This is a genomic window from Nonomuraea sp. 3N208, assembly GCF_052245935.1.
Lineage (GTDB): Bacteria > Actinomycetota > Actinomycetes > Streptosporangiales > Streptosporangiaceae > Nonomuraea.
Genome location: NZ_JBQQBR010000053.1, coordinates 20,666 through 47,387, shown reverse-complemented (window position 1 = coordinate 47,387; position 26,722 = coordinate 20,666). Strand labels below are relative to the sequence as shown.

21 protein-coding genes are annotated in these 26,722 nt (G+C 70.1%); 12 read left to right on the top strand and 9 right to left on the bottom strand.

What is annotated here, in order from left to right; genetic code table 11:
- The first annotated feature begins 230 nt into the window (after positions 1–230).
- Together ACTWPT_RS50410 and ACTWPT_RS50405 are read left to right on the top strand one after the other, a co-directional pair.
- Positions 231–1,397: an ROK family transcriptional regulator gene (locus ACTWPT_RS50410; protein ID WP_443184695.1), complete on the top strand. Its 1,167-nt coding sequence runs from the start codon at positions 231–233 to the stop codon at positions 1,395–1,397.
- Between the two features lies 1 nt (position 1,398).
- Positions 1,399–3,396 (top strand): glycoside hydrolase family 36 protein, encoded by a 1,998-nt coding sequence (locus tag ACTWPT_RS50405; RefSeq protein WP_443184694.1) that lies wholly within the window; start codon positions 1,399–1,401, stop codon positions 3,394–3,396.
- On the opposite strand, the gene ACTWPT_RS50400 is transcribed toward ACTWPT_RS50405, so the two are convergent.
- Genes ACTWPT_RS50400 through ACTWPT_RS50385 form a run of 4 tightly spaced genes read right to left on the bottom strand, consistent with a single transcriptional unit; the run spans position 3,357 to position 8,682 of the window.
- Positions 3,357–4,937: a hypothetical protein gene (locus ACTWPT_RS50400; protein ID WP_443184693.1), complete on the bottom strand. Its 1,581-nt coding sequence runs from the start codon at positions 4,935–4,937 to the stop codon at positions 3,357–3,359. The genes ACTWPT_RS50405 and ACTWPT_RS50400 overlap by 40 nt on opposite strands.
- 9 nt (positions 4,938–4,946) lie before the next feature.
- Positions 4,947–6,149 carry a hypothetical protein gene (locus ACTWPT_RS50395; RefSeq protein ID WP_443184692.1) on the bottom strand — a complete coding sequence of 401 codons (1,203 nt, stop codon included), beginning with the start codon at positions 6,147–6,149 and terminating at the stop codon, positions 4,947–4,949.
- Positions 6,149–6,940, bottom strand: coding sequence for a hypothetical protein (locus ACTWPT_RS50390; RefSeq protein ID WP_443184691.1), 792 nt, complete (start codon positions 6,938–6,940; stop codon positions 6,149–6,151). Before ACTWPT_RS50390 ends, ACTWPT_RS50395 begins: the two co-directional genes overlap by 1 nt.
- On the bottom strand, positions 6,937–8,682 hold the full coding sequence (locus tag ACTWPT_RS50385; RefSeq protein ID WP_443184690.1) for a glycoside hydrolase family 97 catalytic domain-containing protein: 1,746 nt from the start codon (positions 8,680–8,682) through the stop codon (positions 6,937–6,939). Before ACTWPT_RS50385 ends, ACTWPT_RS50390 begins: the two co-directional genes overlap by 4 nt.
- A 179-nt stretch (positions 8,683–8,861) precedes the next feature.
- Between ACTWPT_RS50385 and ACTWPT_RS50380 the strand changes: the two genes are divergently transcribed.
- The 9 genes from ACTWPT_RS50380 to ACTWPT_RS50340 all read left to right on the top strand — a co-directional run bounded on the left by ACTWPT_RS50380 (position 8,862) and on the right by ACTWPT_RS50340 (position 17,961).
- Positions 8,862–10,169 carry an alpha-L-fucosidase gene (locus ACTWPT_RS50380; RefSeq protein WP_443184689.1) on the top strand — a complete coding sequence of 436 codons (1,308 nt, stop codon included), beginning with the start codon at positions 8,862–8,864 and terminating at the stop codon, positions 10,167–10,169.
- Positions 10,170–10,188: 19 nt separating this feature from the next.
- On the top strand, positions 10,189–11,601 hold the full coding sequence (locus tag ACTWPT_RS50375; protein WP_443184688.1) for an ABC transporter substrate-binding protein: 1,413 nt from the start codon (positions 10,189–10,191) through the stop codon (positions 11,599–11,601).
- On the top strand, positions 11,598–12,488 hold the full coding sequence (locus tag ACTWPT_RS50370; protein ID WP_433008787.1) for a carbohydrate ABC transporter permease: 891 nt from the start codon (positions 11,598–11,600) through the stop codon (positions 12,486–12,488). The genes ACTWPT_RS50375 and ACTWPT_RS50370 overlap by 4 nt, the downstream gene beginning before the upstream one ends.
- A gap of 8 nt (positions 12,489–12,496) precedes the next feature.
- Positions 12,497–13,399 carry a carbohydrate ABC transporter permease gene (locus ACTWPT_RS50365; RefSeq protein ID WP_443184687.1) on the top strand — a complete coding sequence of 301 codons (903 nt, stop codon included), beginning with the start codon at positions 12,497–12,499 and terminating at the stop codon, positions 13,397–13,399.
- Between the two features lie 3 nt (positions 13,400–13,402).
- Positions 13,403–14,392: an aldo/keto reductase gene (locus tag ACTWPT_RS50360; protein ID WP_443184686.1), complete on the top strand. Its 990-nt coding sequence runs from the start codon at positions 13,403–13,405 to the stop codon at positions 14,390–14,392.
- On the top strand, positions 14,385–14,681 hold the full coding sequence (locus tag ACTWPT_RS50355) for a cupin domain-containing protein (protein WP_443184685.1): 297 nt from the start codon (positions 14,385–14,387) through the stop codon (positions 14,679–14,681). Before ACTWPT_RS50360 ends, ACTWPT_RS50355 begins: the two co-directional genes overlap by 8 nt.
- Positions 14,678–15,562 (top strand): aldo/keto reductase, encoded by an 885-nt coding sequence (locus ACTWPT_RS50350; RefSeq protein WP_443184684.1) that lies wholly within the window; start codon positions 14,678–14,680, stop codon positions 15,560–15,562. Before ACTWPT_RS50355 ends, ACTWPT_RS50350 begins: the two co-directional genes overlap by 4 nt.
- An 80-nt stretch (positions 15,563–15,642) precedes the next feature.
- Positions 15,643–16,125 (top strand): hypothetical protein, encoded by a 483-nt coding sequence (locus tag ACTWPT_RS50345; RefSeq protein WP_443184683.1) that lies wholly within the window; start codon positions 15,643–15,645, stop codon positions 16,123–16,125.
- 72 nt (positions 16,126–16,197) lie between these two features.
- Positions 16,198–17,961, top strand: coding sequence for a cytochrome c oxidase assembly protein (locus ACTWPT_RS50340; protein ID WP_443184682.1), 1,764 nt, complete (start codon positions 16,198–16,200; stop codon positions 17,959–17,961).
- On the opposite strand, the gene ACTWPT_RS50335 is transcribed toward ACTWPT_RS50340, so the two are convergent.
- Both ACTWPT_RS50335 and ACTWPT_RS50330 read right to left on the bottom strand, forming a co-directional pair.
- Positions 17,943–19,202, bottom strand: coding sequence for an arginine deiminase (locus ACTWPT_RS50335; protein WP_443184681.1), 1,260 nt, complete (start codon positions 19,200–19,202; stop codon positions 17,943–17,945). The genes ACTWPT_RS50340 and ACTWPT_RS50335 overlap by 19 nt on opposite strands.
- A gap of 17 nt (positions 19,203–19,219) precedes the next feature.
- Complete coding sequence (locus ACTWPT_RS50330; RefSeq protein WP_443184680.1) at positions 19,220–20,644, bottom strand: basic amino acid/polyamine antiporter; 1,425 nt, start codon at positions 20,642–20,644, stop codon at positions 19,220–19,222.
- A 115-nt stretch (positions 20,645–20,759) separates the two neighbouring features.
- Here ACTWPT_RS50330 and ACTWPT_RS50325 point away from each other — a divergent pair, with 115 nt between their 5' ends.
- Positions 20,760–21,581 (top strand): SAM-dependent methyltransferase, encoded by an 822-nt coding sequence (locus ACTWPT_RS50325; RefSeq protein WP_443184679.1) that lies wholly within the window; start codon positions 20,760–20,762, stop codon positions 21,579–21,581.
- Between the two features lie 43 nt (positions 21,582–21,624).
- Here ACTWPT_RS50325 and ACTWPT_RS50320 read toward each other — a convergent pair whose 3' ends face one another.
- From ACTWPT_RS50320 to ACTWPT_RS50310, 3 genes are all read right to left on the bottom strand, one after another.
- A complete protein-coding gene (locus ACTWPT_RS50320; protein WP_443184678.1) occupies positions 21,625–23,238 on the bottom strand; it encodes an AbfB domain-containing protein in 1,614 nt (537 codons plus the stop codon).
- Positions 23,239–23,310: 72 nt separating this feature from the next.
- Positions 23,311–25,047, bottom strand: a complete 1,737-nt coding sequence (locus ACTWPT_RS50315) for a sigma-70 family RNA polymerase sigma factor (protein ID WP_443184677.1) — start codon at positions 25,045–25,047, stop codon at positions 23,311–23,313.
- Between the two features lie 130 nt (positions 25,048–25,177).
- Positions 25,178–26,629: a hypothetical protein gene (locus ACTWPT_RS50310; protein ID WP_443184676.1), complete on the bottom strand. Its 1,452-nt coding sequence runs from the start codon at positions 26,627–26,629 to the stop codon at positions 25,178–25,180.
- Positions 26,630–26,722: the final 93 nt, after the last annotated feature.

Genomic DNA, 26,722 nt, shown 5'->3' with positions numbered 1-26,722 from the left:
CGTCAGAGCCCGGAAACAGACATGGGATGTCTCAGCACTCCCTACACCACGTCCGTGCCGGCCACCCTGCGAGCAGGGGCCAACACCATCAAGATCCACAACGATACGGCCGCAGCCCCGGACCTGGACCGCCTCTCTCTGGGCTGAGGCGTTAAACGGGGAAAAATGGCCGCTTTCGTCACGTTCCAATTCAATTCTTGAGGAAGTTAATTAGTGCTACGATTGCCGCCATGCATCCTCGGCTCACCACCACCCGCGCTGAGGCCACCGTCTTCACCATGGTGCTCACCCAAGGTCCGGTGACCCGAGTGGAGATCGCCAGGCGCAGCGGCCTGTCGTCGGCCGCCGTGACCAAGGCCGCCCGCCCGTTCATCGACGCAGGTTACCTGGAGGAGCTGGAGGCCACCGAGCGTACGGCGCCCGGCGCCGGACGGCCGGCCAGCCCGCTGACGATCAGGGCGAACCGGGAGTTCTTCGCCGGCGTGAAGATCACCGATGACGAGCTCATCGGCGTCATCACCGACCTGCGGGCCAAGCCCCTGGTGTCGGCGCACCGCCGCCTGACGACCACGTCGCCCGAGGGCGTGGTCGAGGCGCTGGCCGAGCTGGTCGCCGCCCTGCGGGCGGACGATCCGGCCTACGACGAGCGCTGCCATTGGCTGGGCCTGGCCGTGTCGGGGGACGTGGACAAGGCGCTCGGCCTGGTGCGGTACTCCCCCTTTCTGGGCTGGCGGCAGGTCCCGCTGGCGCGGCTGGCCGGCGCGGCGACGGGACTCAACGTCACGGTCGAGAACGATGTCAGGTCGCTCACCGTGGCCGAGCAGTGGTTCGGCGACGGCGTGGGGGCGTCGTCGTTCGCGCTGGTCACGGTGGGGGCCGGCATCGGCTGCGGGCTGGTGGCCAACGACCGGGTGGTGGCCGGCTCGCACGGCGTGGCCGGGGAGATCGGCCACATCCCGGTGGGCGGTGAGGAGCCTGAGTGCCACTGCGGCGGGCGCGGTTGCGTGGAGGCCATCGCCGGGACCGCGCCCATCGTGGCCGCCGTACGCGCGGCCACCGGCGACGCGTCGCTGACCATCGACGCGGCCATCGACGTCGCCCACGCGGGGAACACGGCGGCGCGGGAGGTCTTCGCCCGGGCGGGGCACGCCATCGGGCTGGGCATCGCGGCGATGGCCAATCTGTTCGGGCCCGAGCGGATCATCGTGACCGGTGACGTACAGGGGCTCGCGGCGTACGACCTGTTCGAGGAGCAGATCAACCGGTCGTTCGCCAGCCAGGCGTTCGGCGCGGCGGCCGACTGCCGTCTGCTGCTGCGGCCGCGGACGTTCGAGCAGTGGGCGCGCGGCGCGGCCGCGGTCGCCATCCAGACCCTCTTCACCTCCCAGGAGCGCTGATTTGACCGCCGCCCCCGGCATCTGGCAGCCGCACGACGGAAAGCCGCGACACGAGCCGGAGGAGGTGCGCTTCCAGGCGGCCGGCCTCACCTTCACCTGCACGGCCACCCCGACCCCGGCCACACCACCAACCTCCACCGGCGACCCGGCCCCTGCGTCGGCCCCCAATCCCACTACCGTCGCCACCCTCGAGCCGACTGCAAGCGACACGGGCGGGGTGGCCGGTGCTGCGAGCGCCGCCACCGTCCCCGCCTCGGGCCTCGCTGCACCGGAGCCGGGCGACGCAGCCGGGGTCTTGGGGAGCGGTGCGGGCGGTGGGGTGAGGTGGGCGGTTACCGAGACCGCTCCAGGCGTGCTGGAGGTGCGGGTCACGCCCGAGGGGGCGGCCACGGTGCGGGTGGCGTGGCGCGTGCCGTGCGTGGACGCGAGCGCGTTCTGGGCCGCCGACGGGGGCGAGCATCGCGGGTTGCCGCCGTTCTGGCGGCGTCCCCGCACCGCGGCCCTGGAGAAGAACGCCCCGGTCGGGTGCCTGGTGGGGACCGGTGACGCGGCCGTGTGCACGTACGCGGCCGGCGAGGTCGTCAGGCCCGTACGCAGTCGGACGGGAGTCGTGGAGGAGACCGGCGAGTTCGGGTTCTGGGTGGAGCACGAGGCCGAACCGGGGAACGGACTCGTGCTGCGGCTCGACCTCACCCGGCGGCACTTCGCACAGACGCTGGCCGAGGTGGCCGAATGGTGGGGCGCGCGGCACGGCCTGGGCCGGGACGTCCCACGGGCGGCGCGGATGCCCGCCTACTCCACCTGGTACGCCATGCAGCAGCACGTCGACGCCGCGAGCGTGGAGCGGCAGGCGGCGCCGGCGGCCGAGCTCGGCTGCGAGGCGATCATCGTGGACGACGGCTGGCACAGCGACGACCGGGGGCGGGGTTACGGGTACGTCGGCGAGTGGGAGCCGTCACCCACCGCCTTTCCTGATATTTCGGGACATGTGGCTAAGGTCCGCAGTGAAGGGCTCGCGTACCTGCTCTGGTACGCCCTGCCGTTCGTCGGCCGCCACACCGCGCTCTGGGACCGCGTGCGGCCGTACACGCTGGCCTACAAGGAGCACATGAACGCCGCCATCGTCGACCCTCGCTACCCCGCCATCCGTGACCTGCTCGCCGAGCAGCTCACGCGGGCGGTCACGGAGTGGGGCATGGACGGGCTGAAGATCGACTTCATCGACCAGTTCGCGGTCGAGGACCCGCCGCCGCCGGGCCCCGAGGCCGACTGCGCCACCGTGAACGAGGGCGTGCGCAGGCTCCTCGCGCAGCTGCCTGGGGACTGCCTGGTCGAGCTGCGCCAGCCGTACGTGAGCCCGGGCCTGTGGCCGTACGCCACGATGATCCGCGCCTCCGACTGCCCGCTCAGCCCCGCGCACAACCGGCAGCGCACCGTGGACCTGCGCCTGATCGCCGGCCCGCTGGCGGTGCACGCCGACATGCTGATGTGGCACCCGGACGAGAGCCCGCAGCGGGTCGCCACGCAGCTGATCAACGTGTTGTTCGCGGTCCCGCAGATCTCGGTGGATCTGACCGCGCTGTCGCCGGCGCAGGAGGAGGCGCTGCGGTTCTGGTTGTCGTTCTTCAGGGAGCACGCCGAGGTGCTCCAGCGGGGCCGGTTCGAGCCTGCCCGGCCGGACCTGGCCTACCCGCAGGTGACGGCGCGTTCCGGGGACACGGTCATCACCGCCAGGTACGCGCCGATGCCCGTCCACGTCCCCGAGGCCGGCATGTTGTGGCTGGCCAATGGCGACGCCTCCGCCGACGTGCTGCTCCAGGTCGCCTCGCCGGGCAGGGCCCGGGCCACCGTGGTCGACTGCCGGGGCCGCACCGAAGGCGACGAGCTGGTGGACCTCGCCCCCGGGCTGGTGGAGGTCACCGTGCCCGAGGGCGGGCTGTTGCGGTTGGAGCGGGAGGATCAGGCGGGGCGCAGCCGGTCCCGCAGCTGGGCCTCGTAGAGTGAGGGCGGGAAGAGGCCGGGCTGACCGGCGCCCTCGATGTAGCCAGCGGGCTGCTGGAAGGGCCCGTCGCCGGTGACCGTCCCGCGACAGCCGATCGCGTAGTTCTGTGCGGTCGGCGGCTTCTGCACGATGAGCCTGCTGGTGGCGACGTCGCAGTTCCAGGCCACCGAGTGGGCCGCGGACCAGCCGTGCGAGGTGCCGTAGCGGCCGCGGTTGTACAGGCCGAGCGTGTAGCCGTAGTGCGGGTCCACGTCCCGGTGGCCGTCGAACAGCAGGGCCTGTGACCAGCGGCGGTGGCCCTCGCTGGAGTTGAGCGCGTATTCGGCGGTGCCGCGCAGGAACACCACACCGGAGACCGTGCTGTGGCCGTTGGAGACGAAGGCGTGCCTGGCCTTGTAGGCGTAGCAGTCGCGGAAGAGCACCTGCTGGGAGTACACGTAGGTGTTGAAGTTGTAGCGCCTGCTGCCGGTCACGATGCTGACCGGGTCGATGGCCCGGCAGTTCTCGACCGTGGCCCGGGTGGTCTCCTGGGTGGCGACGCCGGCCTGGGTGAAGTGCAGCATGGTGCAGTCGCGTACCCATGAGTCCTCGGTACGCAGCAGGACGATCGCGTTGTAGGCGTGGTCCTCGTCCTGCTCGGGATCGCCGTGGTATTCGATGTCCACGCGCAGCCGTTCCACGCCCACGTGGGTGACGAGCCCGGCCCGGTCCCACTTGTAGAGGAAGGAGGTGGCGTGGGCGCGGTTGAGGTGGTTGAAGACCGGCACGTCGATCGTGACGACGTTCCCGGACACGTCGCGGACGTAGCGGTTGTAGACGATGGGGTGCTCGCCGACCTTCCAGGGCGGCCCCACGTCGTGGCCGCCGTAGTCGATGGCCTTGAGCCACTCCTCGGTGCAGGGGTGGGTGATGACGATGTTGTCGCCAGGGCGCAGCGCCCCCGGGTTCGCCACCTCGAACGCGCGCGACCCCACCTGCACGAACCCGGTGGTGATCTCGGTACGGGTGCCCGGGACCTCGCCCGTCCAGCCGCCGCCCGCGACCCCGCCGGCCACGATCACGTTGCGGTCCTTGGGGTTGTTCCCGGTCGCCTTGACGATCGTGTTGCTCGACGGGTCCTCGCCGTCGCCGACGCCGCGTAACACGGTGCCGCTCGCCCGCACGTACAACGTGCCCGCCACCGGGTACACGCCGGGCAGCAGCAGCAACGCGCCGCGGCGGGCGCGCGGCAGGGCCCCGATCGCGTCGAGCGCCGCCTGGATGTGGGCGGTGTTGTCACCCTCGACCGGCCGGATCGTCCTGACGACCGGCACGTGCGGGATCGGCCGCTCGCCGTTGCGGTAGCCGGCGTGGCTGAAGTCGGGGACGCGGTTGGCTTCGGCGTCCTGCTCGTAGGCGAGCCGCCCCTGCCCGTCGTAGTGAACTAGCCGGGACTGCCAGGGCGGTGTGGCGGCGGCGGGGCGCGCGCCGGCCGCCGCGGTCAGCGCCAGCGCGCCTCCCGCGGTCAGCACGGCGCGCCTGCTGAGGTCATGTGCCATGGGGGTCCCTTACTTGATGACGATCTTGTCGAGCTCGGGCGAGCGGGCGGTGTGGCTGTAGAAGCGGACCGTGTTGACCCCGGCCACCAGGTCCACCGGCACGGTCGTGGTCGTGACCGTGTCCTTGGTCCCGGTCATGGGCACCTGGATCGCGTCGCCGCCGTTGACGCTGACCGCGTACGTCTGGGAGCCGTCCACCAGCGCGTGCACGGTCATCTGCCTGGCCCCGGTGGTCTCCGACAGCACGCCCTTGACCACGGCGTAGTCGTAGACGTTGCCGCCGATGAGGATCACCTTCCGCCCACCGGAGCACACGGCGCAGTAGGCGGGTTCTGCCGCGCCCTCCCAGACGTTGCCGACCCGCTCGGCCTCGTACGTGCCGGGGCTCCGGTCCGGCGGCGGCAGCGTGATCGGTGGCGTCGCGGGCCCGAGCTGCTCCGCCTTGAGGTCCTTGACCAGCAGGTACGTCTCCTGCAGCCCGGCGCTCCTGATGCTGCGGTAGATGCCCCACTTGGGCCGGTTGTACTGCTCCGGCGTCCACCACAGGTCGATGTTCTCCACCTTCTGGTCAACGATGGTCCGCGACCCGTCCCGCAACACCCATCGCATGTAGCCGTCGTCGGCGGACTTGAGCTCGATGGTGACGCTCACCCACTTGTTCTGGATCGGCTCCAGATCGGCGGTGGCGAAGTCGTGGGACTTGTTGTCCTCCAGCGTCCAGTAGCGGGCCGCGATCTTCGGCACGCCGTTGACGACCGGCAGCGACACCTGCGCGACCGGGGTGCCGATGTCGGACGTCTTCAGCTGCCAGATGTGGGTGAAGCTGGTGGTCGCGTCAAGCGTGTCGGGAATGTACATCTGGTACGTGATCCGCCACGTCTCGTCCTTACGCATCTCCAGCGCCCGGCCGTCGGCGGCCCGCATGCCGCGTACCTCGTTCCGCATGCGGTCGGAGCCGTCGCGGTCCTCCAGGTGCGCGTCGAACCGCCAGGCGTTGCCCTGGACGTAAACGTGCGGCTGGCCCTCCGGGTGGGAGCCGCGCCGGTCGTCTTCCAGCGCCTCGAACGCGTTCACGCCGTGCCGCCACGGGCTCGGATTCCACCGGGTCTCCCAGCGCGGCTCCCCTGCCCCGGCTCCAGCCTGGGCCGGCGGCGCGGCGGCGAGGAGCAGCGCGAGCGCCGAGAGCGCGCCGGCCAGGCGCAGGCTCCTCATCAGGACGTCACCCCACTGCCGGTGAGCTGAAAGGCCCGGAGGTTCCTGATCAGCAGGTAGGTGTCCTGGAGGCCGGCGCTGTTGATGCTGCGGTAGATCCCCCACTTGGGCCGCAGGTACTCGTCGTCGCCCCGCCACAGGTCGGTGTCGTCCATGCGCCGGTCGACGAGCGTGGTGGCACCGTCCTTGAGCGTCCAGCGCAGGTAGCCGCTGTCGGCGGCCTTGAACTCGAAGGTGGTGTCGAGCCACTTGCCCTGGATGGGGCCGAGGTTCGTGCTGCCCACCTCGTGGGTCTGCTCGGCCTCGTCCCAGTAGCGGACGTTGATCTTCGGGGTGCCGCCGGAGACCGGCAGCGACATCGTGTAGAGCGGCGCGCCGGAGCCGGGCGTCTTCATCTGGGCGATGTGGGTGAAGCTGGTGGTGGCGTCCAGCGTGTCGGGAATGTACATCTGGTAGGAGATCCGCCAGGTCTGATTCTTCAGGATCTTCAGGTACGAGCTGCTGCTCGTGCGCATGCCCTTGACCTCGTTGCGCTGCCTGTCGGAGCCGTCGCGGTCCTGGGTGTGCATGTCGAAGCGGTAGGCGTTGCCGGAGACGTAGATGTGCGTGACGCCGGGATGGGAGTCGGCGCGGTCGTCCTCGATGCCCTCGAACGCCTCGGCCACGGTCTCGTTCGGCGCGGTGGGGTTCCAGCGCAGCGTCCACGCGGCGGCCGTCGCGGGCGAGGCGGGTAACGCGACCGCCGTGAGTGCCAGGGCGGCTAAGACGCCGCCCGCTCGTCTGGTCGTCATGAGAGTGCTCTCCTGAGGTGAAGGGTGAATCCGCCGTTCAGGGCGACGGCGAGGTCGAGCTTGCCCCCGGCCGGAACCGTGACGGTCTCGACCGCGATCCGGTCACCGGGGGCGTCCTGGTAGATCTCGGCCGTCCACTCCCCTTCGTCGAGGAAGTTGAGCGGCACGGTGAGCGTGCGGGCCTCACCGGACACGCCGGCGCCGACGTACCACTCGCCGCCGCTCCTCCTGGCCAGCACGATGTGATCGGCGGGGTCGCCGGACACCAGCCGCGTGTCGTCCCACGCGACCGGCACGGTGGACAGCAGCCGCAGCGCCTCCGGCCTGGCCTGGTAGGCCTCGATGGAGTCGGCGAAGTGCTGGATCCCGGACTCGAAGAGCACCGACAGGGCGAGCTCGAACCCGGCCGAGATGGCGCGCACCGCGGTGAACGTGCACGGCGTGAAGTCCATCGGGCCCTGCACGTTGCGGGTGAACGCGAGGGACAGGTAGTGGGTGGCCGGGTAGAGCGGTTCCTTGCCGGGCTTCGGCTTGATCCATTCGGCGCCCTTGACCGCCTCGGCGGTCATGAACTGCGGCCAGGTGCGCTCGGTGCCGCGCGGGATCGTGCCGCCGTGGAAGACCACCATGAGCTCCAGCCGGGCGGTCGCGGCGAGGATGGCGTCGAACCAGCGCATCCGGTCCTGGCCGTCCGACTCGGTGAAGTCGATCTTCACGCCGACGGCGCCCCACTCCTTCCATAGCGCGAGCTTCTCGCGGTGCTCCAGCTCGGTGTCGACGTGCTGCCAGTGCGACCAGAGCCACACGCCGACGCCGTGGTCGCGGGCGTAGGCGATGAGGTCGGGCATCCACTCCTTGTTCCAGCCGGCGTCCGCCAGCAGGTACGGCCAGCCGTTCGCGGCGGCGAAGTCCACCCAGCGCTTCTGGGCCTCCAGGTCCCGCGTGGAGGGCCCGTCGGACCACCACGACCAGGCGGCGGCTCCGGGCCGGATCCAGGACGTGTCCTCGACCTCGGACGGTGCGGCGAGGCTGGTGACCAGGTCGCTCTCGACGATGGTGGCCAGGTCGCCGACGATCGTCGTGCGCCACGGGGTGACGAGCGGGCTGGCCGCGGTCACGTACGGGTCCGGCAGGTCGAGGCGGAAGGCGCGGCCGTCGAAGCGCAGGCGGGAGCCGGCGTATCCGGCGTCCAGGTTCGACTCGGTGATCAGCAGCCAGGCGTCGCCGGCCTGGAAGAGCGACGGGTAGCCGTACAGGATGGGCTCGGCGCCGGCCACCGTGGTGTGCCGGTGGATCTCCTCGTAGTCGCAGCGCCCGTTCTCGTACGGCAGCAGGACCGCGCGAGCGTCACCCGGCACGACGTACTCCGAGATCTCCTCCACCACGGTCACCGGGCCGGTCCAGGGAATCACGTAGCGGTAGGCCACGCCGTGGTCGCCGACCCGGATCTGCAGGTCGAGCCGGTGCCCGCCCGTGGTGAACGACAACGTCCATTCGCCGGCCGTGTACCGGTGCTCGCGCCGTTTCCCGGTCACCGTCCGGTAGGACTCCTCGACCTGCCGCTCTGACATCCCGGCCGGGACGAGGCCCGTGCTCAGGTCCGCGTGGGCGGTGCGGACTCCGAGCCTGGACGACTCGAGCACGACCCGCCCGGCGTGCCGCAACTCCAGCGTGAGCTCGCCCCCCGGAGACAGGTCGAGCACCGCCTTCAGATCCCCGTCGCTGAACGTCCAATTCGGCACGTGACCCTCCATGGAGAAAGAGATAGGAGGAGTCGATCGCGTCCTGCAGCCCGGCGACGGCCGTTCCCGCTCCGGCCACGCAAGGTGCCCGACTCTCCTCACATTGCGCAAGAGCCTAGGTTGCGACGGGTTTCAATTCAATTCTTGACGAAGTTAATTAGTCGGTCTACGGTACGGCCATGCCTCACGGAAAGTCGCCAGACGACCGCACCACTCCGGCTATACATCCGACCTCTACCGCCCGGCTGGCGGAGTTCCGTGAGCAACGGTTCGGGTTGTTCATCCACTGGGGCCTCTATGCGCTCGCCGCCCGCCACGAGTGGGTCAAGCAGCGTGAGCGGCTCACGGACGAGCAGTATCAGCCCTACTTCGACCACTTCGACCCCGACCTGTTCGACCCGGACGCGTGGGCGGAGGCGGCGGCCGGCGCGGGCATGCGCTACATGGTGCTGACGACCAAGCACCACGACGGTTTCTGCCTGTGGGACTCGGCCTACACCGACTACTCGGTCGCGAACACGCCGTACGGCAAGGACCTCGTCGGCCCGATCGTGGAGGCCTTCCGCGCCCGCGGGCTCGGGGTGGGCTTCTACCACTCGCTGATCGATTGGCACCACCCGCACTTCCCGATCGACGGCCTGCACCCGGCGTACGTCGAGGGCGCGTCCCCCGATGACCGAAACATCGAGAAATACCAGTCGTATTTGCACAACCAGGTCGAAGAGCTGCTTACCCGCTATGGCCGAATCGACACGATGTGGTTTGACTTCTCCTACTCGAAGCGGGTCAGGAACGGCAAGCGCACGCCCGGTGGCAAGGGAGCGGCGGACTGGCGTTCGGAGGAGCTGGCGGCCATGGTCCGCAGGCTGCAGCCGGACACCCTGATCAACGACCGCCTGGAGATCCCCGGCGACTTCACCACGCCCGAGCAGTTCCAGCCGCCCGCCTCGCCGGCCGAGGCGTGGGAGGCCTGCCAGACGCTCAACGGCAGCTGGGGCTACGACCGCGACAACCTCGACTACAAGCCGGTGGACCTGCTCGTGCGGATGCTGGTCGACACCGTCTCCAAGAACGGCAACCTGCTGCTCAACGTGGGACCCAACGGGCGCGGCGCGTTCGACCCGCGTGCGCTGGAGACGCTGCGCGGCATCGGCGAGTGGACGCGGCTGCACGGCCGGTCAATCTACGGCGCCGGGCCGAGCACGTACGAGGCGCCGGAGGACTGCCGTTACACCCAGCGCGGCGACCGGCTCTACGTGCACCTGTTCGCCTGGCCGTACAAGCATCTGCACCTGCCAGGCCTGGCGGGCAAGGTGCGGTACGCGCAGTTGCTCAACGACGCCTCGGAGATCCGCGTCCTGGTCACCGACCCGGCCGTGGACAGCGGGCACACGAAGCTGGGCGCGCTGCCGCCCGGCACCCTGACCCTGCAGCTCCCGGTGCAGCGCCCCGACGTGGCCGTGCCGGTGATCGAGCTCTTCCTGTGAAAGGCCCACCCCCATGGAGATGAACCGTCGGCAGATGCTGGCCCTGGCGGTGGCGGCCGCAGCGCTGTCCGCCTGCGGCGACAGCCGCCAGCAGAAGCAGGCCGCGGCCCCGGTCAAGTCCGGTGCGCAGGTGATCGACCCGAACCGCCCCAGCAGCGACGCCTGGCCGTTCGAGGAGGCCGAGCAGCTCAACAACTCGCTGACCTGGCCGAAGACGAACGTGGCCGACCCGGCGTCCAAGGTCGTGATCACGGTGGCGCTCACCACGGACGCCGTCACCGAGGTCCGCAACGCGCAGTTCGACTTCTTCTTCAAGAAGCGGCACCCGAACATCGAGATCAAGCGCGAGTCCGCGCCCTTCGACCAGTTCCTCACGAAGTACATGGCGCAGGCGGCCGGCGGCACGCTGCCCGACGTGCTCTACAACCACTACTCCTGGACGCAGAACCTCATCGCCAACAAGGTCCTGCAGTCGCTGGACGACTACATCGCCAAGACGCCCGAGTTCGACATGGACGACATCCCGCAGCCCGGGCTCGCCTACTTCAAGCGGGACGGCGCCCTGTACGGGCTGCCCACCGACATGGCGCCCAAGCTGCTCTTCTACAACAAGGACCTGTTCGACAAGGCCGGGCTGAAATACCCGGACGAGAGCTGGACGTTCGACCAGGTCTTCGAGACGGCCAGGAAGACGACCAGCGGGTCGGGCGTGGACAAGGTCTACGGGTTCACGCCGATGCCGAAGCCGGCGCCCGACCTGAGCCCCGTGTACCTGATGCCGTTCGGCGGCCGCTTCCTGGACGAGACCGAGTCCAAGGTGCTGATCACCGAGCCGAACGCCAGTCAAGTCATGGGCCGCTGGCTGGACCTGCTGGTCAAGGACAAGGCGGTGCCGAGCCTGGCCGAGATGCAGGCGCTGGAGAAGGTCGATCCGTTCAGGGCCGGGCACGCGGCCATGACGATCAACGGCGCGTGGATCATGCTGGAGCTGTCCAAGCTGAAGGATCTCAAGTGGGGCGTCACGGAGGTGCCCAAGGGGCCGGAGGGCCGCACGACCCCGGCCGTGGGCAGCGCGCTGGTGATGGCGTCCTCGTCCCAGAACAAGGACGCCGCCTGGATCTACATGCACGAATACCTGTCGGCCTCCGGCTACAAGTTCCGCCGGATCGCCGCCCCGGCCCGTCAGTCGGCGTGGGAGGACAACGCCCAGGCGCTCGGCATCCCGGCGGACTCGGCCGACCTGGTCAAGAAGGTCATGGCCGACTACGCCTCCGGCGACGGCGTGCTGCGGCTGCCGGCCAACAAGAAGGTCGTGGACACCGCCCTGCCGATCTGGGAGCGGGCGCAGCTCGGCAAGATCAACCTGGCTGACGCGCTGAAGGAGATCGCCGACAAGGTCACCCCCGTGCTGAGCGAGAACAAGATCGCATGACTGCCGTCAGTCCGCTGGCGCGTCGGGAGGCCCGGCGTTTCCACCTGTTCGTCTCGCCGTGGCTGATCGGGTTCGTGCTGTTCAGCGCGGGCCCGATCCTCGCCGCCGTGGTCCTGAGCTTCATGCAGTGGAACCTGCTGCAGACGCCGACGTGGGTGGGGTTCGGCAACTACGTGCGCATGTTCAACGATCCCGAGTTCTGGGAGTCGATCGAGAACACCGTGCAGTACGGCCTGGGCTCGGTGGCGCTCGGCGTGACGTTCACGTTCCTGCTGGCATTGCTGCTCAACCAGCCGCTGCGCTTCCAGGGCCTGTTCCGCACGGTGATGTACCTGCCGTCGGTGGTGTCGGGCCTCGCCACCGCGCTGCTGTGGCTGAACATCCTGCACCCCGACTACGGGCTGATCAACAAGGTGCTGGCATCGGTCGGCATCCAGGGGCCCGGCTGGCTCGCCTCCCAGGAGTGGGCCATCCCCGGGCTGGTGCTGATGAGCGTGTGGGGCGCGGGCAACACCATCGTCATCTACCTGGCCGGCCTGCAGGGCATCCCGAAGACGTTGTACGAGGCGGCGGAGATCGACGGGGCCGGCTGGTGGCGCAGGTTCTGGAGCGTGACCGTGCCGATGATGTCGCCGGTCATCTTCTTCAACGTGGTGACGGGGTTCATCGCCGCACTCCAGAGCTACGTGCTCATCCTCGTCATGACCGAAGGCGGTCCCGGCAACGCGACCATGGTGCTGGGGCTCTACATCTACCGGCACGCCTTCGTCTACTTCGACATGGGGTACGCGGCCACGCTGTCGTGGGCCATGTTCGTGCTGGTCATCGTCGTGACCGCGATCCAGTTCAGCCTGGCCAGGCGCTGGGTGCACTACGAGTTCAAGTGAGGTCCCCGATGCTCCTCGAGACCGCGGCCCGGCCCGCGCGTACGAAGCCGGGCCCGTCCCTGACGTCCGATCAGGCCGAGCGCATCAGGCGGATCCGGCGTAGCGGGGCGTACATCCTGCTGATCATCAGCTCGGCGGTGTTCCTGCTGCCGTTCCTGTGGATGCTGACCACCTCGCTCAAGTCCGACGCCGACAACCTCGCCTTCCCGCCGCAATGGTTCCCGGACTCCTTCCACTTCGAGAACTATGTCAAGGGCTGGTCGGGGTCGCTGCCGTTCACCAGGTTCCTGCTGAACACGATCCTGATCACCGCGCTGTCCATGATCGGGAACCTCATCTCGTGCATCCTGCCCGCCTACGCCTTCGCGCGGATGCGGGCGCGGGCGGCCGGCATCATGTTCACGGCGTTGCTGGCCACGATGATGATCCCGCGTGAGATCACGCTGGTGCCGAAGTTCATCATGTTCTCGAAGCTCGGCTGGGTGGACACGTATCTGCCGCTGATCGTGCCGGAGTTCTTCGGCGTGGCGCTCTACATCTTCCTGCTGCGGCAGTTCTTCACCACGATCCCGCAGGAGCTCATCGACGCCGCCCGCATCGACGGGGCCTCGGAGCTGCGCATCCTGTGGACCGTCATGCTGCCGCTGGCCAAGCCGGCGATCGCGGCGATCTGCCTGTTCTCCTTCGTCGGCAACTGGAACCAGTATCTGGAGAACACCATCTACCTGCGCTCGGTGGAGAAGCTCACGCTCGCGCAGGGTCTGGGCATGTTCAACGGCCAGTTCGTCACCCAGTACAACCAGATGATGGCCGTCGCGATCATGTCGATGCTGCCCATCCTCGTCATCTTTTTCCTGGCCCAGAAGACGTTCATCCGGGGTGTCACGCTCACGGGTATCGCAGGAAGGTAATCGTTGATCGACGTTAAGGAAAGGTACGAACGTCAGCCGTACCGTAGGTGCGGCCGCAGCGGACTGCTCCTGCCTGCCGTGTCGCTCGGCTTGTGGCACAACTTCGGCGAGGGCAAGCCGGTCGAGAGCCAGCGTGCGATCCTGCACAAGGCGCTGGACCTGGGCATCACCCATTTCGACATCGCCGACCGCTACGGGCCGCCGTTCGGCGCCGCCGAAGCCACCTTTGGCCGGATCTTCCCGAAGGCGCTGCGGGACGAGGTCGTCGTCACCACCAAGGGCTTCAACCCCATGTGGGACGGCCCCTATGGCTACGGCGGGTCCCGCAAGCACCTGCTGGCCACGCTCGATCGTTCGCTGGCCCGGCTCGGCCTCGACTACGTCGACATCTTCTACCTGCATCGGGATGGCGAGGAGACGCCGCTGGAGGAGACGGCGGCCACGCTGGACCACATGGTCCGCACCGGTCGCACCCTGTACGTCGGGGTCTCCAACTTCTCTCCCGAGCGGACGGCTGAGATGGCCGGCCTGCTGCGCGGCCTCGGCACCCCGCTGCTGGTGCACCAGCCGTCCTACTCGCTGCTCAACCGGCGCATCGAGGAGTCCCTGCTCGATGTGCTGGAGCAGGAAGGCGTCGGCTGCGTGGTCTACTCGCCGCTGGCCCAGGGCCTGCTGACCGACCGCTACCTCGACGGCATCCCCGCCGACTCCCGCGCCGCCGAAGGGCGCTTCCTCACCCCCGACCGGGTCACCCCGCAGGTGCTGACGTTCGTCCGGGCACTGTCCGCGATCGCCGCCGCCCGCGGCCAGAGCGTCGCGCAGCTCGCGCTGGCCTGGGCGCTGCGCGACCGGCGCATCACCTCCGTGCTGGTCGGCGCCTCCAGCCCCGAGCAACTGGAGGCCAATGTGGCGGCCGTGGACCGGCTCGACTTCACCGACGACGAGCTCACCGCCATCGACCAAGCCGCGAAGGAGGCGGACGTAGATGCGTAGGAGCACGCTGACGGCCATGGGAGCCGGTGTGTCGCTGCCCGGGTACCGGGTGGAGTCGGGCGGGATCTCCACACTGCCGCCCGGCCGGATCAGCCATGCCATGGGCCGGCACACCCACCCAGACCCGGAGATCTTCCTCATTCTCTCCGGCACCGGCAAGATCCACATAGACGGCGAAACCTCGGATTTCGCCGGAGGTGACGTGCTCATCGTCGAGGCCGGCGAGGACCATCACCTGGAGGCGGTCTCCGAGGTCGTCACCACCTGGCTGCACCTGGAGCCCGCGTGACGTCCCCCGTCCCGCTCCCCCGCGTGGGCCTGGGCGGGGGTCCCCTCGGCAATTACCTCCACCCCATCTCCGACGACGAGGCCCAGGCCGTGCTGGACACGGCCTGGGAGGCCGGCATCCGCTACTACGACACCGCCCCCTTCTACGGGCTGGGCCTGTCGGAGCAGCGCATGGGTCGCGCACTGGGCGAGCGCCCACGTTCGGAGTTCGTCCTGTCGACCAAGGTCGGACGGCTCGTGCGGCCGGGGCCCGGCGACAACGGCGGCTTCGCCGTGCCCGGCGACCGCCACATCACGTGGGACTTCACCCGTGACGGGGTCCTGCGCAGCGTCGAGGAGTCCCTGGACCGCCTGGGCCTCGGCCACGTCGACATCCTCTTCATCCACGATCCCGACCACCATTGGCCTCAGGCGCTCGACGAGGCCTATCCCGCTCTGGCGGATCTGCGTTCGCAGGGCGTCGTCCGGGCGATCGGCGTGGGCATGAACCAGTCGCCCATGCTGGTGGACTTCGTCAAGCACACCGACCTGGACCTGCTGCTGGCCGCCAACCAGGCCACACTCCTGCGCCGCACGGCCTTCGCCGATCTCCTCCCGCTCTGCGCGGACCGCGGCATCCCCGTCATCGCGGCGAGTCTCTTCCACCGCGGGCTCCTGGCCGCCGCCGAACCGCCCGGCGACGCTCCCGCCGAGGTCCACGCCCTGGCCGCGGCGTGCGCCCGGCATGACGTGCCGTTGCCGGCGGCGGCCCTGCAGTTCCCGCTGCGGCACCCGGCCGTGAGCACGGTCCTCGTGGGCGCCCACTCCCCCGCCCATGTCACCGCCAACCTTCAGGCCCTGGACCGCCCCGTCCCCGTCGCCCTCTGGGACGAGCTCGGCTGATCTCGCGCTGGGACCCTGATCTTCAGGCCGCCTGAAGCTTGGGCTAAGCTTCAGAGAAACTGAAGGTTGGAGGAGTTCCCATGGATCATGTCCTGCTGTCGATACACGTGCTCGCCAGCATCGTGTTCGTCGGCGGCTCGGCCGTCGCCGCGAGCCTGTTTCCCCGCTACGCGCCGCTCGCCCCGGCCGCGGGCCCGCCAGGCGAGCCGAGTCCGGCCGCGGGCCCGCCGGGTGAGCGGAGTCCGGCCGTGGCTGCCTTGCTGCACCGCATCACCGGCGGGTACGCCGCCTTCGGCCTCGTCGTCCCGGTCGCCGGGATCGCGCTGGCCCTCGTCCAGGGCCGGATGGGCGAGATCTGGATCAACGTCGCCATGGTCCTCACCATCGTGGCGGGCGGCCTGCTGGCCACGCAGATCCACCCGCGCCAGCGCAAGGCGCTCAGCACGCCCGATGACGGCCGGCGGCTGCGGACGTTGTCGATGCTCGCGGGCGTCTACAACCTGATGTGGGCGATCGTCGTCGTCCTCATGATCGTCCGCCCGGGCGCGGTGGCGGACGCGTGATCGGCAGGGCGGTGAGGCCGGGGTCCTGGCAGGGCGGGTGAACCGGCGGGGACGGCCCTGCGTACCCCTCGTATGCGGTGGAAGACGGTGTATGCCGGGTTCGCGGTCGGCGTGGGTGTCGTGGTGCTGGTCGCGGTGCTGCGGTTCGGCGGAGGCGCGGGCGCGCCGGCGATCCCCGGCCTGCCCACGGCGGGCCCGCTGACCGACTGGGGGCTGCCGCTGACGCGGCTCATCCACGTCGTGTGCGGGGTCGCCTGCGTGGGCACGCTGCTGGCCGCCTTGCTGGCCCCCGCCGGGTCGGCGGAGCCGGCGCGATGCCTGCGCGCGGCCGGCTGGTGGGCGCTGGGCTGGGCGTTCACCACGCTGCTGAGCTACGTGCTGACATTGTCGAGCTTCATCCCGATGCCGGTGGCGGAGCTCCTCGCCACGCCCGGCCGGCTGAACATCGGCACGCTGCTCCCGCAGACCCAGGCTCTGCTGGTCACGCTGGGCGTGACCTTCGTGGTGGCGGCGGCCACGTTCGCACGGCGGCTGCCCCGGTGGATCCCGCTGGCGATCGCCGTGTTCGGGATGCTGCCACCCGCCTACGTCGGCCATGCGGCCTCGGCCGCCGACCACGACCTCGCGGTGTCCGCGCTGATGGCGCATCTCGTGGCGGCGTCGTTGTGGGCCGGCGGCCTGGGCGCGCTGCTCATTCACTTCCGCCGCTCGGCCGATCTGCCGGTGGTGCTGCCCAGGTTCAGCACGATCGCCTTGTGCTGCTTCGCCGCGGTGGCCTTCTCCGGGCTGGCCGGCGCGTGGATACGGCTGGGTGCGCCGGCCGATCTGTGGCGGACCCCGTACGGACTGCTCCTGCTGGCCAAGGTGGCCACGCTGGCGGTGCTCGGCTGGTTCGGCTGGAACCACCGCCGCCGCACCGTCATGGGCGTGGCCGACCGCGGGGTACGCGGCACGTTCGTCCGCCTCGCGGCGGGCGAGGTTGGCGTGATGGCGGCGGCGATGGGGCTGGCCGTCGGCCTGGCCCGCACCCCGCCGCCGCCGGGCGGAGAGGTCGCGGGCCACGGCGATCCCGTACTCGAATACGATCTGGCGCCCTTCTCCCCCGCGGCGCTGATCAGCGAGGTGCGCCCCGACGCACTGATCATCCTGCTTCTGGCGCTGCCCGCGGCCGGGTATCTGGCCGGCCTGCGCAGGGTCCCGGCGTGGCCGTCCGGCCGCACGTTCGCCTGGTACGCCGGGCTGGCGCTGGCCGCGCTGGTCCTGGTTGGCGGGGTGGGCGGCTACGCGCGGGCCATGCTGTCGGTGCAGGCGCTGCAGCACGTCGTGCTCGCCGTCGTCGTTCCGCTGCTGCTGTGCGCGGGCGCGCCGCTCACCCTGGCGGGCAGGACCGTCACGGCCGTCACCCGGCCGGGCGTCCTCATGATCGCCTATCCGGTGCCGTTCCTGCTGCTGTACGCGACGGGGTGGCTGCCCTGGTCGCTGGCCGGGTATGCCGCGCACCTGGTCACCGGGGCGTTGTTCCTCGGGCTCGGGCTCGCGGTGTCGTGGGTGCTGGCCGACGCCGACCCGCTGCCCGTGCCGTTCCCGTGGATCGCGCGGGTCCGGCTGCTGGCGGTGGTGGTCGGCGTACACCTCGTCGTCGGGGCGTACCTGCTCGTGGAGCCGCCGGTGGCGGCGGACTGGTTCGCCGCCGCGGCCCCGCCGGGTGCGCCGGCACTCCTCGCCGACCAGCGCCTGGCGGGGGCCGTTTACCTGCTCGTGCCGCTGCTCGCGCTCACGCCGGTGGCGGTGCGGCTGGCCGCGCAGGCGCGCGCGTCTCAGATGGCGTCACGCTGAAGGGGACAGGTCATGCAGTGGGTGCCGCCGCGCCCCTTGCCGAGTTCGAAGCCCTCGATCTCGAGGACCTCGACACCGTGCTCGCGGAGCTTCCGGTTGGTGAACTGGTTCTTGTGGTAGCCGACGACCACGCCTGGTGACAGGGCGAAGAAGTTGTTCCCCGAGTCCCATTGTTCCCTGGCCTGCTGGTAGTCGTCGCCGCCGGTGGGGACGATGTCCAGCTCGGTCAGGCGCAGCGACTCCCGCAGGGCGGTCAGGAGATCGCGGTCGCGGTGCACCTCCAGGGTGCCGCTCTTGTCGCCGGGGCGCAGCGAATAGGTGGTGGCGGCCTCGAGGAACGGCGGGTAGGCGCTGGCCTTGTCGACGTCCAGGAACGTGAAGACGGTGTCCAGGTGCATGTAGGAGCGGGATTTCGGGATGTCCACGGCGATCACCCGCTCGGCCGCCCCGGCGTTGAACAACGACAGCGCGATGTGCTCGATGGTGCGCGGGTTGGTGCGTTCGCTGATGCCGACGGCCACCGTCTTGTGGCCGATGGGCATCATGTCGCCGCCTTCCATCGCGGCCGCGCCGTAGGACTCCTCGTGGAACCGCTCGTCCTCGCCGCCGTACGGGTACCAGTAGGAGAGGTCCTTCTCGGCGAACATGGGGTGGTGGTGGTAGATGGTGGACTGGTTAATCGTCTCCAGCAGGCGGGCGTGGTAGAACATCGGGTTCAGCGAGAGGCCGCCGTACAACCAGGCCGCGGGGTCACGCTGGTACAACGAGTTGGGCAGCGGCGGCAGGATGAACTCCCGCGGGTCGGCCGAGGCCGCGACCAGGGAGGAGCCGTCCAGGTCGGCGATGCCGAACTCCTCCTTCGACAGCCCGCCGATCAGGTGGGTGGCGAGCTTGTCGCCGCTCCATCCGGCCAGCGTCTCGCGGACGACGTCGACGAGGGCCGGGCCGACGGTCAGGTGGGTGACGGCCTGCTCGATGGCGTGCTGCTTGGCGTCGAAGCTCGCGTCCAGCGCCTGGGCGAGGAGATCGTGATGGTAGAACACCTCGACGCCGCGCTCGCGCATCATCTGGACGAACGCGTCGTGCTCGACCTGGGCCTGCTCCACCCACAGGATGTCGTCGAACAGCAGCACGTCCTTGTTGCCCGGGGTCAGCCGGCGCAGGCTGAGGTCCGGCCGGTGGACGATGACCTTGCGCAGCGTCCCCACCTCGGAGTGGACGCCGAAAGGCTGGTCGTTCATGCTCTCTCCTTCACGGGCTAGATGGTGAGCCATCCCATGACCAGGCCGGCGAGGGCGATGACAGCCCCGATGACGGTGATGGCGAACAGGACGAATTCCGCGGGGGAGAACACGCGCATGCCGTGCTCACGCCTGGTGAGCACGAACAGGATCGTGCCTGGGGCGTAGATGATGCAGGACAGCAGCAGGAACTTCAGGCCGGCCGCGACGATGAGGAACGCGGTATAGAACGTGGCGAGGGCCGCGATCGCCAGGTCCTTGCGCCGGCCCCGGAGGTCGGTGTCGTAGGTCTCGCCGATGACCGCGAGCCGCAGCGCGTAGCCGGCGGCCAGCAGGTAGGGGATCAGGGACAGCGCGCTGGTGAGCTCGAGGGTGAAGGTGAAGGCGTCGTCGGAGAAGATCGTGACGGCCAGCACGCAGGTGATGAGCACGCTGGTCATCACCAGCGCGGCGACCGGCACGGCCTGATTGTTCTCGCGGGTGAGGAAGGCGGGCATGTCGTGGTCCTTGGCGGCCACGAACAACACCTCCGCCGCCATGAGCGTCCAGGCCAGGTACGCGCCCAGCACCGACACGATCAGCCCGATCGAGATGAAGGTAGCCCCCCACGGCCCCACCACCGACTCCAGCACGCCGGCCATCGACGGCTGGCGCAGACCGGCCATCTCCTGCTGCCCAAGCGCGCCGTACGACAGGATGGTCACGGAGGCGAACAAGGCCAGCACGCCCAGGAAGCCGAGCACGGTCGCGCGTCCCACGTCGGCGCGCCGGCGCGCGTACCGGGAGTAGACGCTGGCCCCCTCCACCCCGAGGAACACGAACACCGTCGCCAGCATGGTGGCCCTGACCTGCTCGAACAGCCCTTCGGGGCCGCCATACAGGTTCGCCGTGAACACCTCGCTCTTGACCGAGACCACCAGGATCACCACGAACGTCAGGATGGGCAGCACCTTCGCGACCGTGACGATCTGGTTGATCGTCGCGGCTTCCTTGACGCCGCGCAGGATCATGAAGTGGAAGGCCCACACGCCGAGCGCGGACACGACCACCGCCACCAGCGTGGCGCCTTCGCCGAAGGCGGGGACGACCGCGCCGAGGGTGGACTTGATCAGCACCCAGTAGGAGACGTTGCCGACGCAGGCGCTGGCCCAGTAGCCGAACGCGGAGAAGAACCCGGGGAACTGGCCGAACCCGGCCTTGGCGTAGGCGTACACGCCGGCGTCCAGTTGCGGCTTGCGCACGGCCAGCGTCTGGAACACCAGGGCCAGCATGAGCATGCCCACCCCGGCGATCAGCCACGCGACCAGCGCGCCGAAGACGCCTGTGGCCTGGCCGAAGTTACGCGGCAGGGAGAACACTCCGGCGCCGACCATGGACCCGACGACCATCGCGGTCAGTACCGGCAGCGACATCTTGCGTACGGCCTCGGTCTGCGTGGTCACGATCGCGACGTACCCGGCCACATACGACGAGAGGGTCCGTCAACCGTCAAATTCCGCTCTTGCTTCGTGCGCTATCTTGAAAGCCCGCAGACGCCGCTTATGAGGTGGACCTTTCGTGACGGATGACTCCCCCCTGCCGGACCCGGAGCTGCTCGCCAGGATCGACACCACCCGGCCGCACCAGGCCAGGGTCTGGAACTACTGGCTGGGCGGGAAGGACAACTACCTGGTCGACAGGGAGCTGGCCGCCAAGCTCAAGGACGCCTATCCCGGCATGGAGGACATCGCCCGGCACGCCCGGGCGTTCCTGGGGCGAGCCGTCCGGTTCCTCGCCGGCGAGGCGGGCATCCGGCAGTTCCTGGACATCGGCACCGGCCTGCCGACCGTGGACAACACGCACGAGGTGGCCCAGCAGGTGGATCCGGCCAGCCGGATCGTGTACGTCGACAACGACCCCCTCGTGCTGGTGCACGCCCGCGCCCTGCTCGCCAGCGACCCCCGCGGCGCGTGCGACTACATCGAGGCCGATGTGCGCGACCCGGACGCCATCGTGGCGGCCGCGGGCAAGACGCTGGACTTCTCCCAGCCGACGGCGCTCATGCTCCTGGGCGTGATGGGCACCATCATGGCGGACGATCAGGCGTACGCGCTGGTGAAGCAGCTGATGGGCGCCTTGCCGTCCGGCAGCTTCCTGGTGTTCGAGGACGGCACCAACGTCGTCGAGCCGGAGGCGGCGGCCGAAGCCGAGCGGCTGCGTGACCGGGGCGAGGCCTACCAGTACCGGCTGCGCACCCCGGCCGGGATCACCCGGTTCTTCGACGGGCTGGAGCTGGTGGAGCCGGGCGTCGTGTCCGTTTCCCGCTGGCGGGTGGAGTCGGACGTGTTCGGCCTGCCCGCCGAGGTGGACGCGTTCTGCGGCGTCGCCCGCAAACCCTGACGCGGCCCGCTTCCACCCCCGTGGGAAGCGGGCCACGCGGCGGTCAGGCCGGGCGGAAGGAGCTGTCGGCCCGGAACACCGCCGTGTCCAGCGCCTTGTCCAGGCGCAGCCGATCGCCGCTGTGGCGGACGAACCGTCGCGGGTAGTTGACCGACTCCAGCCGCACCGACCCGGCGACCGTGCCCTGGCGGGCATGAAAGGTCGCGTCGCGCTTGAACAACGCGGTGCCGTCGTTGGCGTCGAACCTGATCAGGAAGTTCTTGTGCCGCAGGTAGCGGCCTTCCGCGTCGACGAGGGAGTAGCCCTTCGGGTCGGCCAGCCCGGGCACCACCCGGAGGGTGACCGCGTCCGCGCCCAACCGGGCCGACTCCGTGATGTACGTCTTCGGGTCGTTGACCGACTCGAACGTCCGCGACACCCCCGTTGCCAGGAGCCCGCCCCCGTTCCCGTTGGCGGCGGTCGCGCGGGTGAAGGTGAGCGTGCCGAAGCCGAGGTGATCGTACTGGCTGCCGCCGTAGTCACCGCCGCCCCCTTCGGGGGCGACCCGCTTGCTGTACGCCTGGATGCTCGGCACGTCCAGCCCGCGACGCACGCCGTAGTGGTTGTAGATCATCGCCCAGAACGGACCGGCGTGGCCGCGCCCGGCGGCGGAGATCACGGTCTGCTCGCGGGGGGCGCACGTGGTGCCGTGCTTCCACTTGTACGTGGTGAACGGCACGGTCTCGCCCAAGTTGTACTTGGCGACGTACTCGGCGCCCTTCATGAACCGGTTGCCGGCGTAGCCGTACAGGTCGATGCCCTGGTTCCAGGCCATCTCGCAGAACACGCCCATCCAGCCGACGCCGACGGTGCTGTGCCCCTGGTCGCGGCCGCTCTCCTGCCACTGGCCGAGCGTGCCGCCCTCGTGCAGGAACGGCACCGCGTTCATGATGGAGCCGTTGCCCTTGCCGTGCTTGAAGTAGTCCACGGCCTGCTCGATCTTGGCCTGGTCGTCGCAGAGGATGCCGATGGCCAGGATGGAGGCCATGGTGCAGAGGTCCCAGTTGGCCCAGTAGTTGCTGATGCAGGCGCCGTTGTGCTCCTTGAGGAAGCGATCGTTCATCGGGTAGAAGACCGTGAGCAGCATCTTCTTGAAACGCGCGAGGTCGAAGCCGGGGTAGCCGCGCATGATCTCCGCGGCGTTGGCGAACTGCCAGCCCATGATCCCACCGGCCAGGTAGCGATCGGCGTTGCCGTTCACCGTCTTGAGCGTGGCCGACCAGGTGTTGAGGATGTCGCGGGCGGCGTCGCCGTGGGCCTTGTCGCCGCTGATCTTCCAGCGCAGCGCGTTCTGGTAGGCGGCGGCGATGTCGATGGAGGCCTGGACGCTGTTCGCGCCCGTGCCGCCTCTGACGATCGTTTCGAGCGGGCGCGGCTTCCAGGTGCTCTTGGAACGGCCGTTGGCCACCAGCCGGTCCCAGCCGGCCTTCCATGGCTGGGCTCCGGCGTTCACCTGGGCCCGCATCCGGTCGAAGTCAGCCTGGGTGTGCAGCATGCCGGGGTGCTTGAGCGCCGTGGCGGCGCCCGCGGGGCCGGGCAGCGCGGGCAGCACCGCGGCGCCGGCGCCCACGGTCACGGCCGCCTTCAGCAGGCTCCGGCGGGATGGCTCCGGGGTCATACCAATCCTTTCCCAGGGGTCACTTACGTCACAGGAGAGGCCCGGCGGACATCGCGGATAACACAAAATCGGTTATCGGCTCGTCGAAACCTGACTGCGCTGCGGGACCAGGCCCGGATCCGCGGGTTGTCTCCTGGTGACGTACTGCGGGACGGGGGCACGATCGTCACCGGTGTCGCGGGTCAGGCCGTAGCGCACGATGCCCTTGGGCGGGTCGGGCGCGGCCGAGATGTCGGCCCAGACCTCGGCCCAGGTCTTGGGCGCGACGGTGAGGTCGATGTCGGTGCCGCTCTCGTTGTTGTGGAAGGTGACGCCGCCGTCGAGGTAGTAGAACTCGTTCTGCCACATCTGCTGGTGGCCCGGGGGCAGCCGCAGGTAGCCGGTCTCGTCGGAGCCCATCCAGGTGGCGCCCGACGCTTGGGCGTCGTCCATCCTGCGCCCGCCGCCCGAGGCGACGTGGAAGAGCTTGCCTTTCAGCCCGGTCCAGGTCGCGGGCACGAAGGGGCCGACCCGGTTGCGGTAGAGGATGCCCCAGCGGACCTGGATGTAGCCGCGTCCGGTGATGGTGATGTAGTCGCCCCGGTGGGTGATCGAAGGGGCTCCGCCGTAGCGGGAGTAGCCGTGTTTTCCGCCGATCGTCACCGTCCCGTCGCGGCGCCGGGGCAGCGGGGCCGGCGGGCGATTCTTGGGCGGGGCCTGGTCCGCCGTGTCGACGGTGCGCCCGTACAGACCGGCCTGACGGCTTCGCGTCGGCGTCGCCTTCGGGCTGAGCGGACGCGCGGAGACCGCGGGCGCCGACGGGGCGGGTGAGCGCGGGGCGGTCGCGGGCGATGACGTGGCGACCACCGGCGCGGCCCGCCCGGGGGGCGGATCATCCGGCCGGATGGTCTGGACGACCACCGCTCCCCCGGCGATCAGTGTCGCGCCGGCGGCGACCACGACGGGTTTGGCCGCCAGTAGGGAGCCGGCCGCCGCCTTGCCCTTGGCCAGCAGGCCGCCCTTCAGCACCGGTACGGCGGCGGTGCGGGCGAGCTCGATCAGGCCGATCGCGGTGCCCGCGGGCACGGCCACCAGTCCGATCCCGGCCAGCAGCCGGTCCGCCGGCACCAGGTCGGACGTCTGAGCGGTGCACACCGGGCACTCGCGCACGTGCCGGAACAGCCGCTTGCGCCAGAGGTCGGACGGCACGCCGTCCCAGGTCACCGCCGCCGCGGCCAGCTCCGGGCAGGTGGCGGTGAGCGCGCGCACTACGGCGCGGGCGCTCTCCAGGCGGCGCTTGGTGCGCTGCACGCGGACGGCGGCGTGCTGCTCGTTCGTTTCGAGCCCGGCGGCCAGTTCGGCCCGGGTGAGCTCCCCAGCGACCTCCAGCCACCAGAGCGTGAGCACCTCGCGATCGTCGGCGTCGAGCCAGCGGGCCGCCTCCGCGGTCTCCCTGCGCTGCCCGGACAGGCCCAGCCGGGTGATCGTGACCGCGGCGAAGTCGGCGCCCGGGTCCGCCAGGCCCAGGGCCTCGTCGAGGGCGGACAGGGTGATGGCGGTGGCCCGCCGCCACTCCCGCACCTGGTTCATCGCGATGGCGACCAGCCACGAGCGGAAGCTCTCCGGATCGCGCAGCCCGGCCAGGCCGGTCACGACCCGGGCCATCGTCTCCTGGACGACGTCGTCCACGTCCGGATGGCCGTTCATGGCGCGGCCGGCGATGTTGTACACGAGCGGCAGGTGGCTTCTGACCAGCTCGTCGACGGCGCCGCGATCCCCGGCCCGGGCCGCGAGCACCGTTTCGACCTCGTACGTCGGCCGTGCGTACATCCATCACCCCGATCCGGAGCCTCCGTAGCTCCGGAAAGGAGACGGGAGAGTCACCGCGCGCATAACACAAAGCATGAATTGTTGCATTTGTCGCTTATGATCGGGTGCGGCCGGGCTCGTCGCATGGGTCCTACGAGAGCGGCCGGGGCAGGTACGCCTGCCACGTGCCGGGCCGTGCCTCCGGCAGCGGCCTCCACTCCCAGTCCTGCAGGAACGGCGCGGCGGTCTGCCGGCCTCTGTCGACGGCGACCACGTGTTTGCCCGCGCTCTGGGCGGCGCGTATCGGGGCGGGCGCCGCTGACTGCTGCGGCCAGCGCAGGATCGTGTACGACTCGCAGCCCACCCGGTAGGCGATCATCGCCGCGTGCTCGCCGTACACCAGGCAGGGCGGACGCAGGTCCAGGGCGCTCAACGCGCGCGCGACCTCGACGTCTGCCTGGCGTTTGGCCAGCCGCGGGGCGACGACCTTGTCCAGCGTGAGCCCCTGCAGGGTGAACTGGGCGAGCAAGCCCGCGGCCACGAGGCAGGAAAGGGCACGTCGCGGCCGGTGGTCCAGCAGCCGGAGCACGCCGTACGCGATCGGGAGCGCCAGCAGCGCGTACGCCGGAAGCAGGAAGCGGGGCGCCGCGTATCCGACCAGGACGACGTAGGGGACGCCCATCAGCAGGCCGGCGAGGGCCGGCACTGCGCAGAAGGCCAGGTGTCCACGCCGCCGGGCCGCGTACAGGCCCAGGAGCACGAGGACGGGGATCACGCTTCCCCACAGCAGCCAGGGCAGCGGGACGGGCCCGCAGTGCGCGGGAGGGCGGCAGAGCAGGGGGCCGTTGAGGGCGCGGGCGTGTTCGAGTAGGGAGACGTGCAGGCCGGTCTCGTTCGCCGCGCCGGCGGCCTGCCAGCGGGCGGCGAGCCCGCCGAAGCGTGCGTACGCCTCGACGATCCAGTCAGCCCAGCCCACGACCAGGCCCGCGGCCAGAGCGGCGCCGATGGTGACCCGCCGCCACGCCGGCCGGGCGAGTGCCAGCGCGAGCGCGAGCACGAGCCACAGGCTGTCGGGCGGCCGCAGCAGGGCCACCGCGGCCACGCTCAGCGCCAGCCCGATCACCGGGCCACGCCCGCTGTCCGGCCGCACGCACCGCAGGAAGCAGCCGACGGCGGCCACCGCGCCGAAGGCGACCCACAGGTTCGGCATGGCCTGGCCGCCGTAGAACAGCGACAACCACAAGGACGCGAACAGCAGGGCGGCGAGCGGCGCCATGGCCCCGGCACGCACCCGCAACCAGGTCCCGAACGACACGTACAGCGCCAGGGCGGACAGCAGGCAGAGGTAGACCCGCAACGCCTCCGTCGAGGAGGTGACCAGCACCACCGGAGCGACCAGCAAGGTGATCCCCCGGGCGCGGGGCGCGATGAACTCGGCCGCAGGCGCCCGCGGATCCACTTGGCTGACATAGATCGACTCGTCCCACCCCAGACCCATCCCGGGGGTGACGACGATCAGTTGCACGATCCCATAGCAGCAGGCCACCAGGATCAGCAGCGCCCGCCACGGATCGGCGCGCCACCACGACGTGTTCGATGCCACCGGATCTTCTTAGCGCGGGCCGCCCGGAGCGGCGAGCGACCCCACGACAACTTGCCGGAAGGCATGCACACCCGTGAAGCTCCTGAGCTCGCC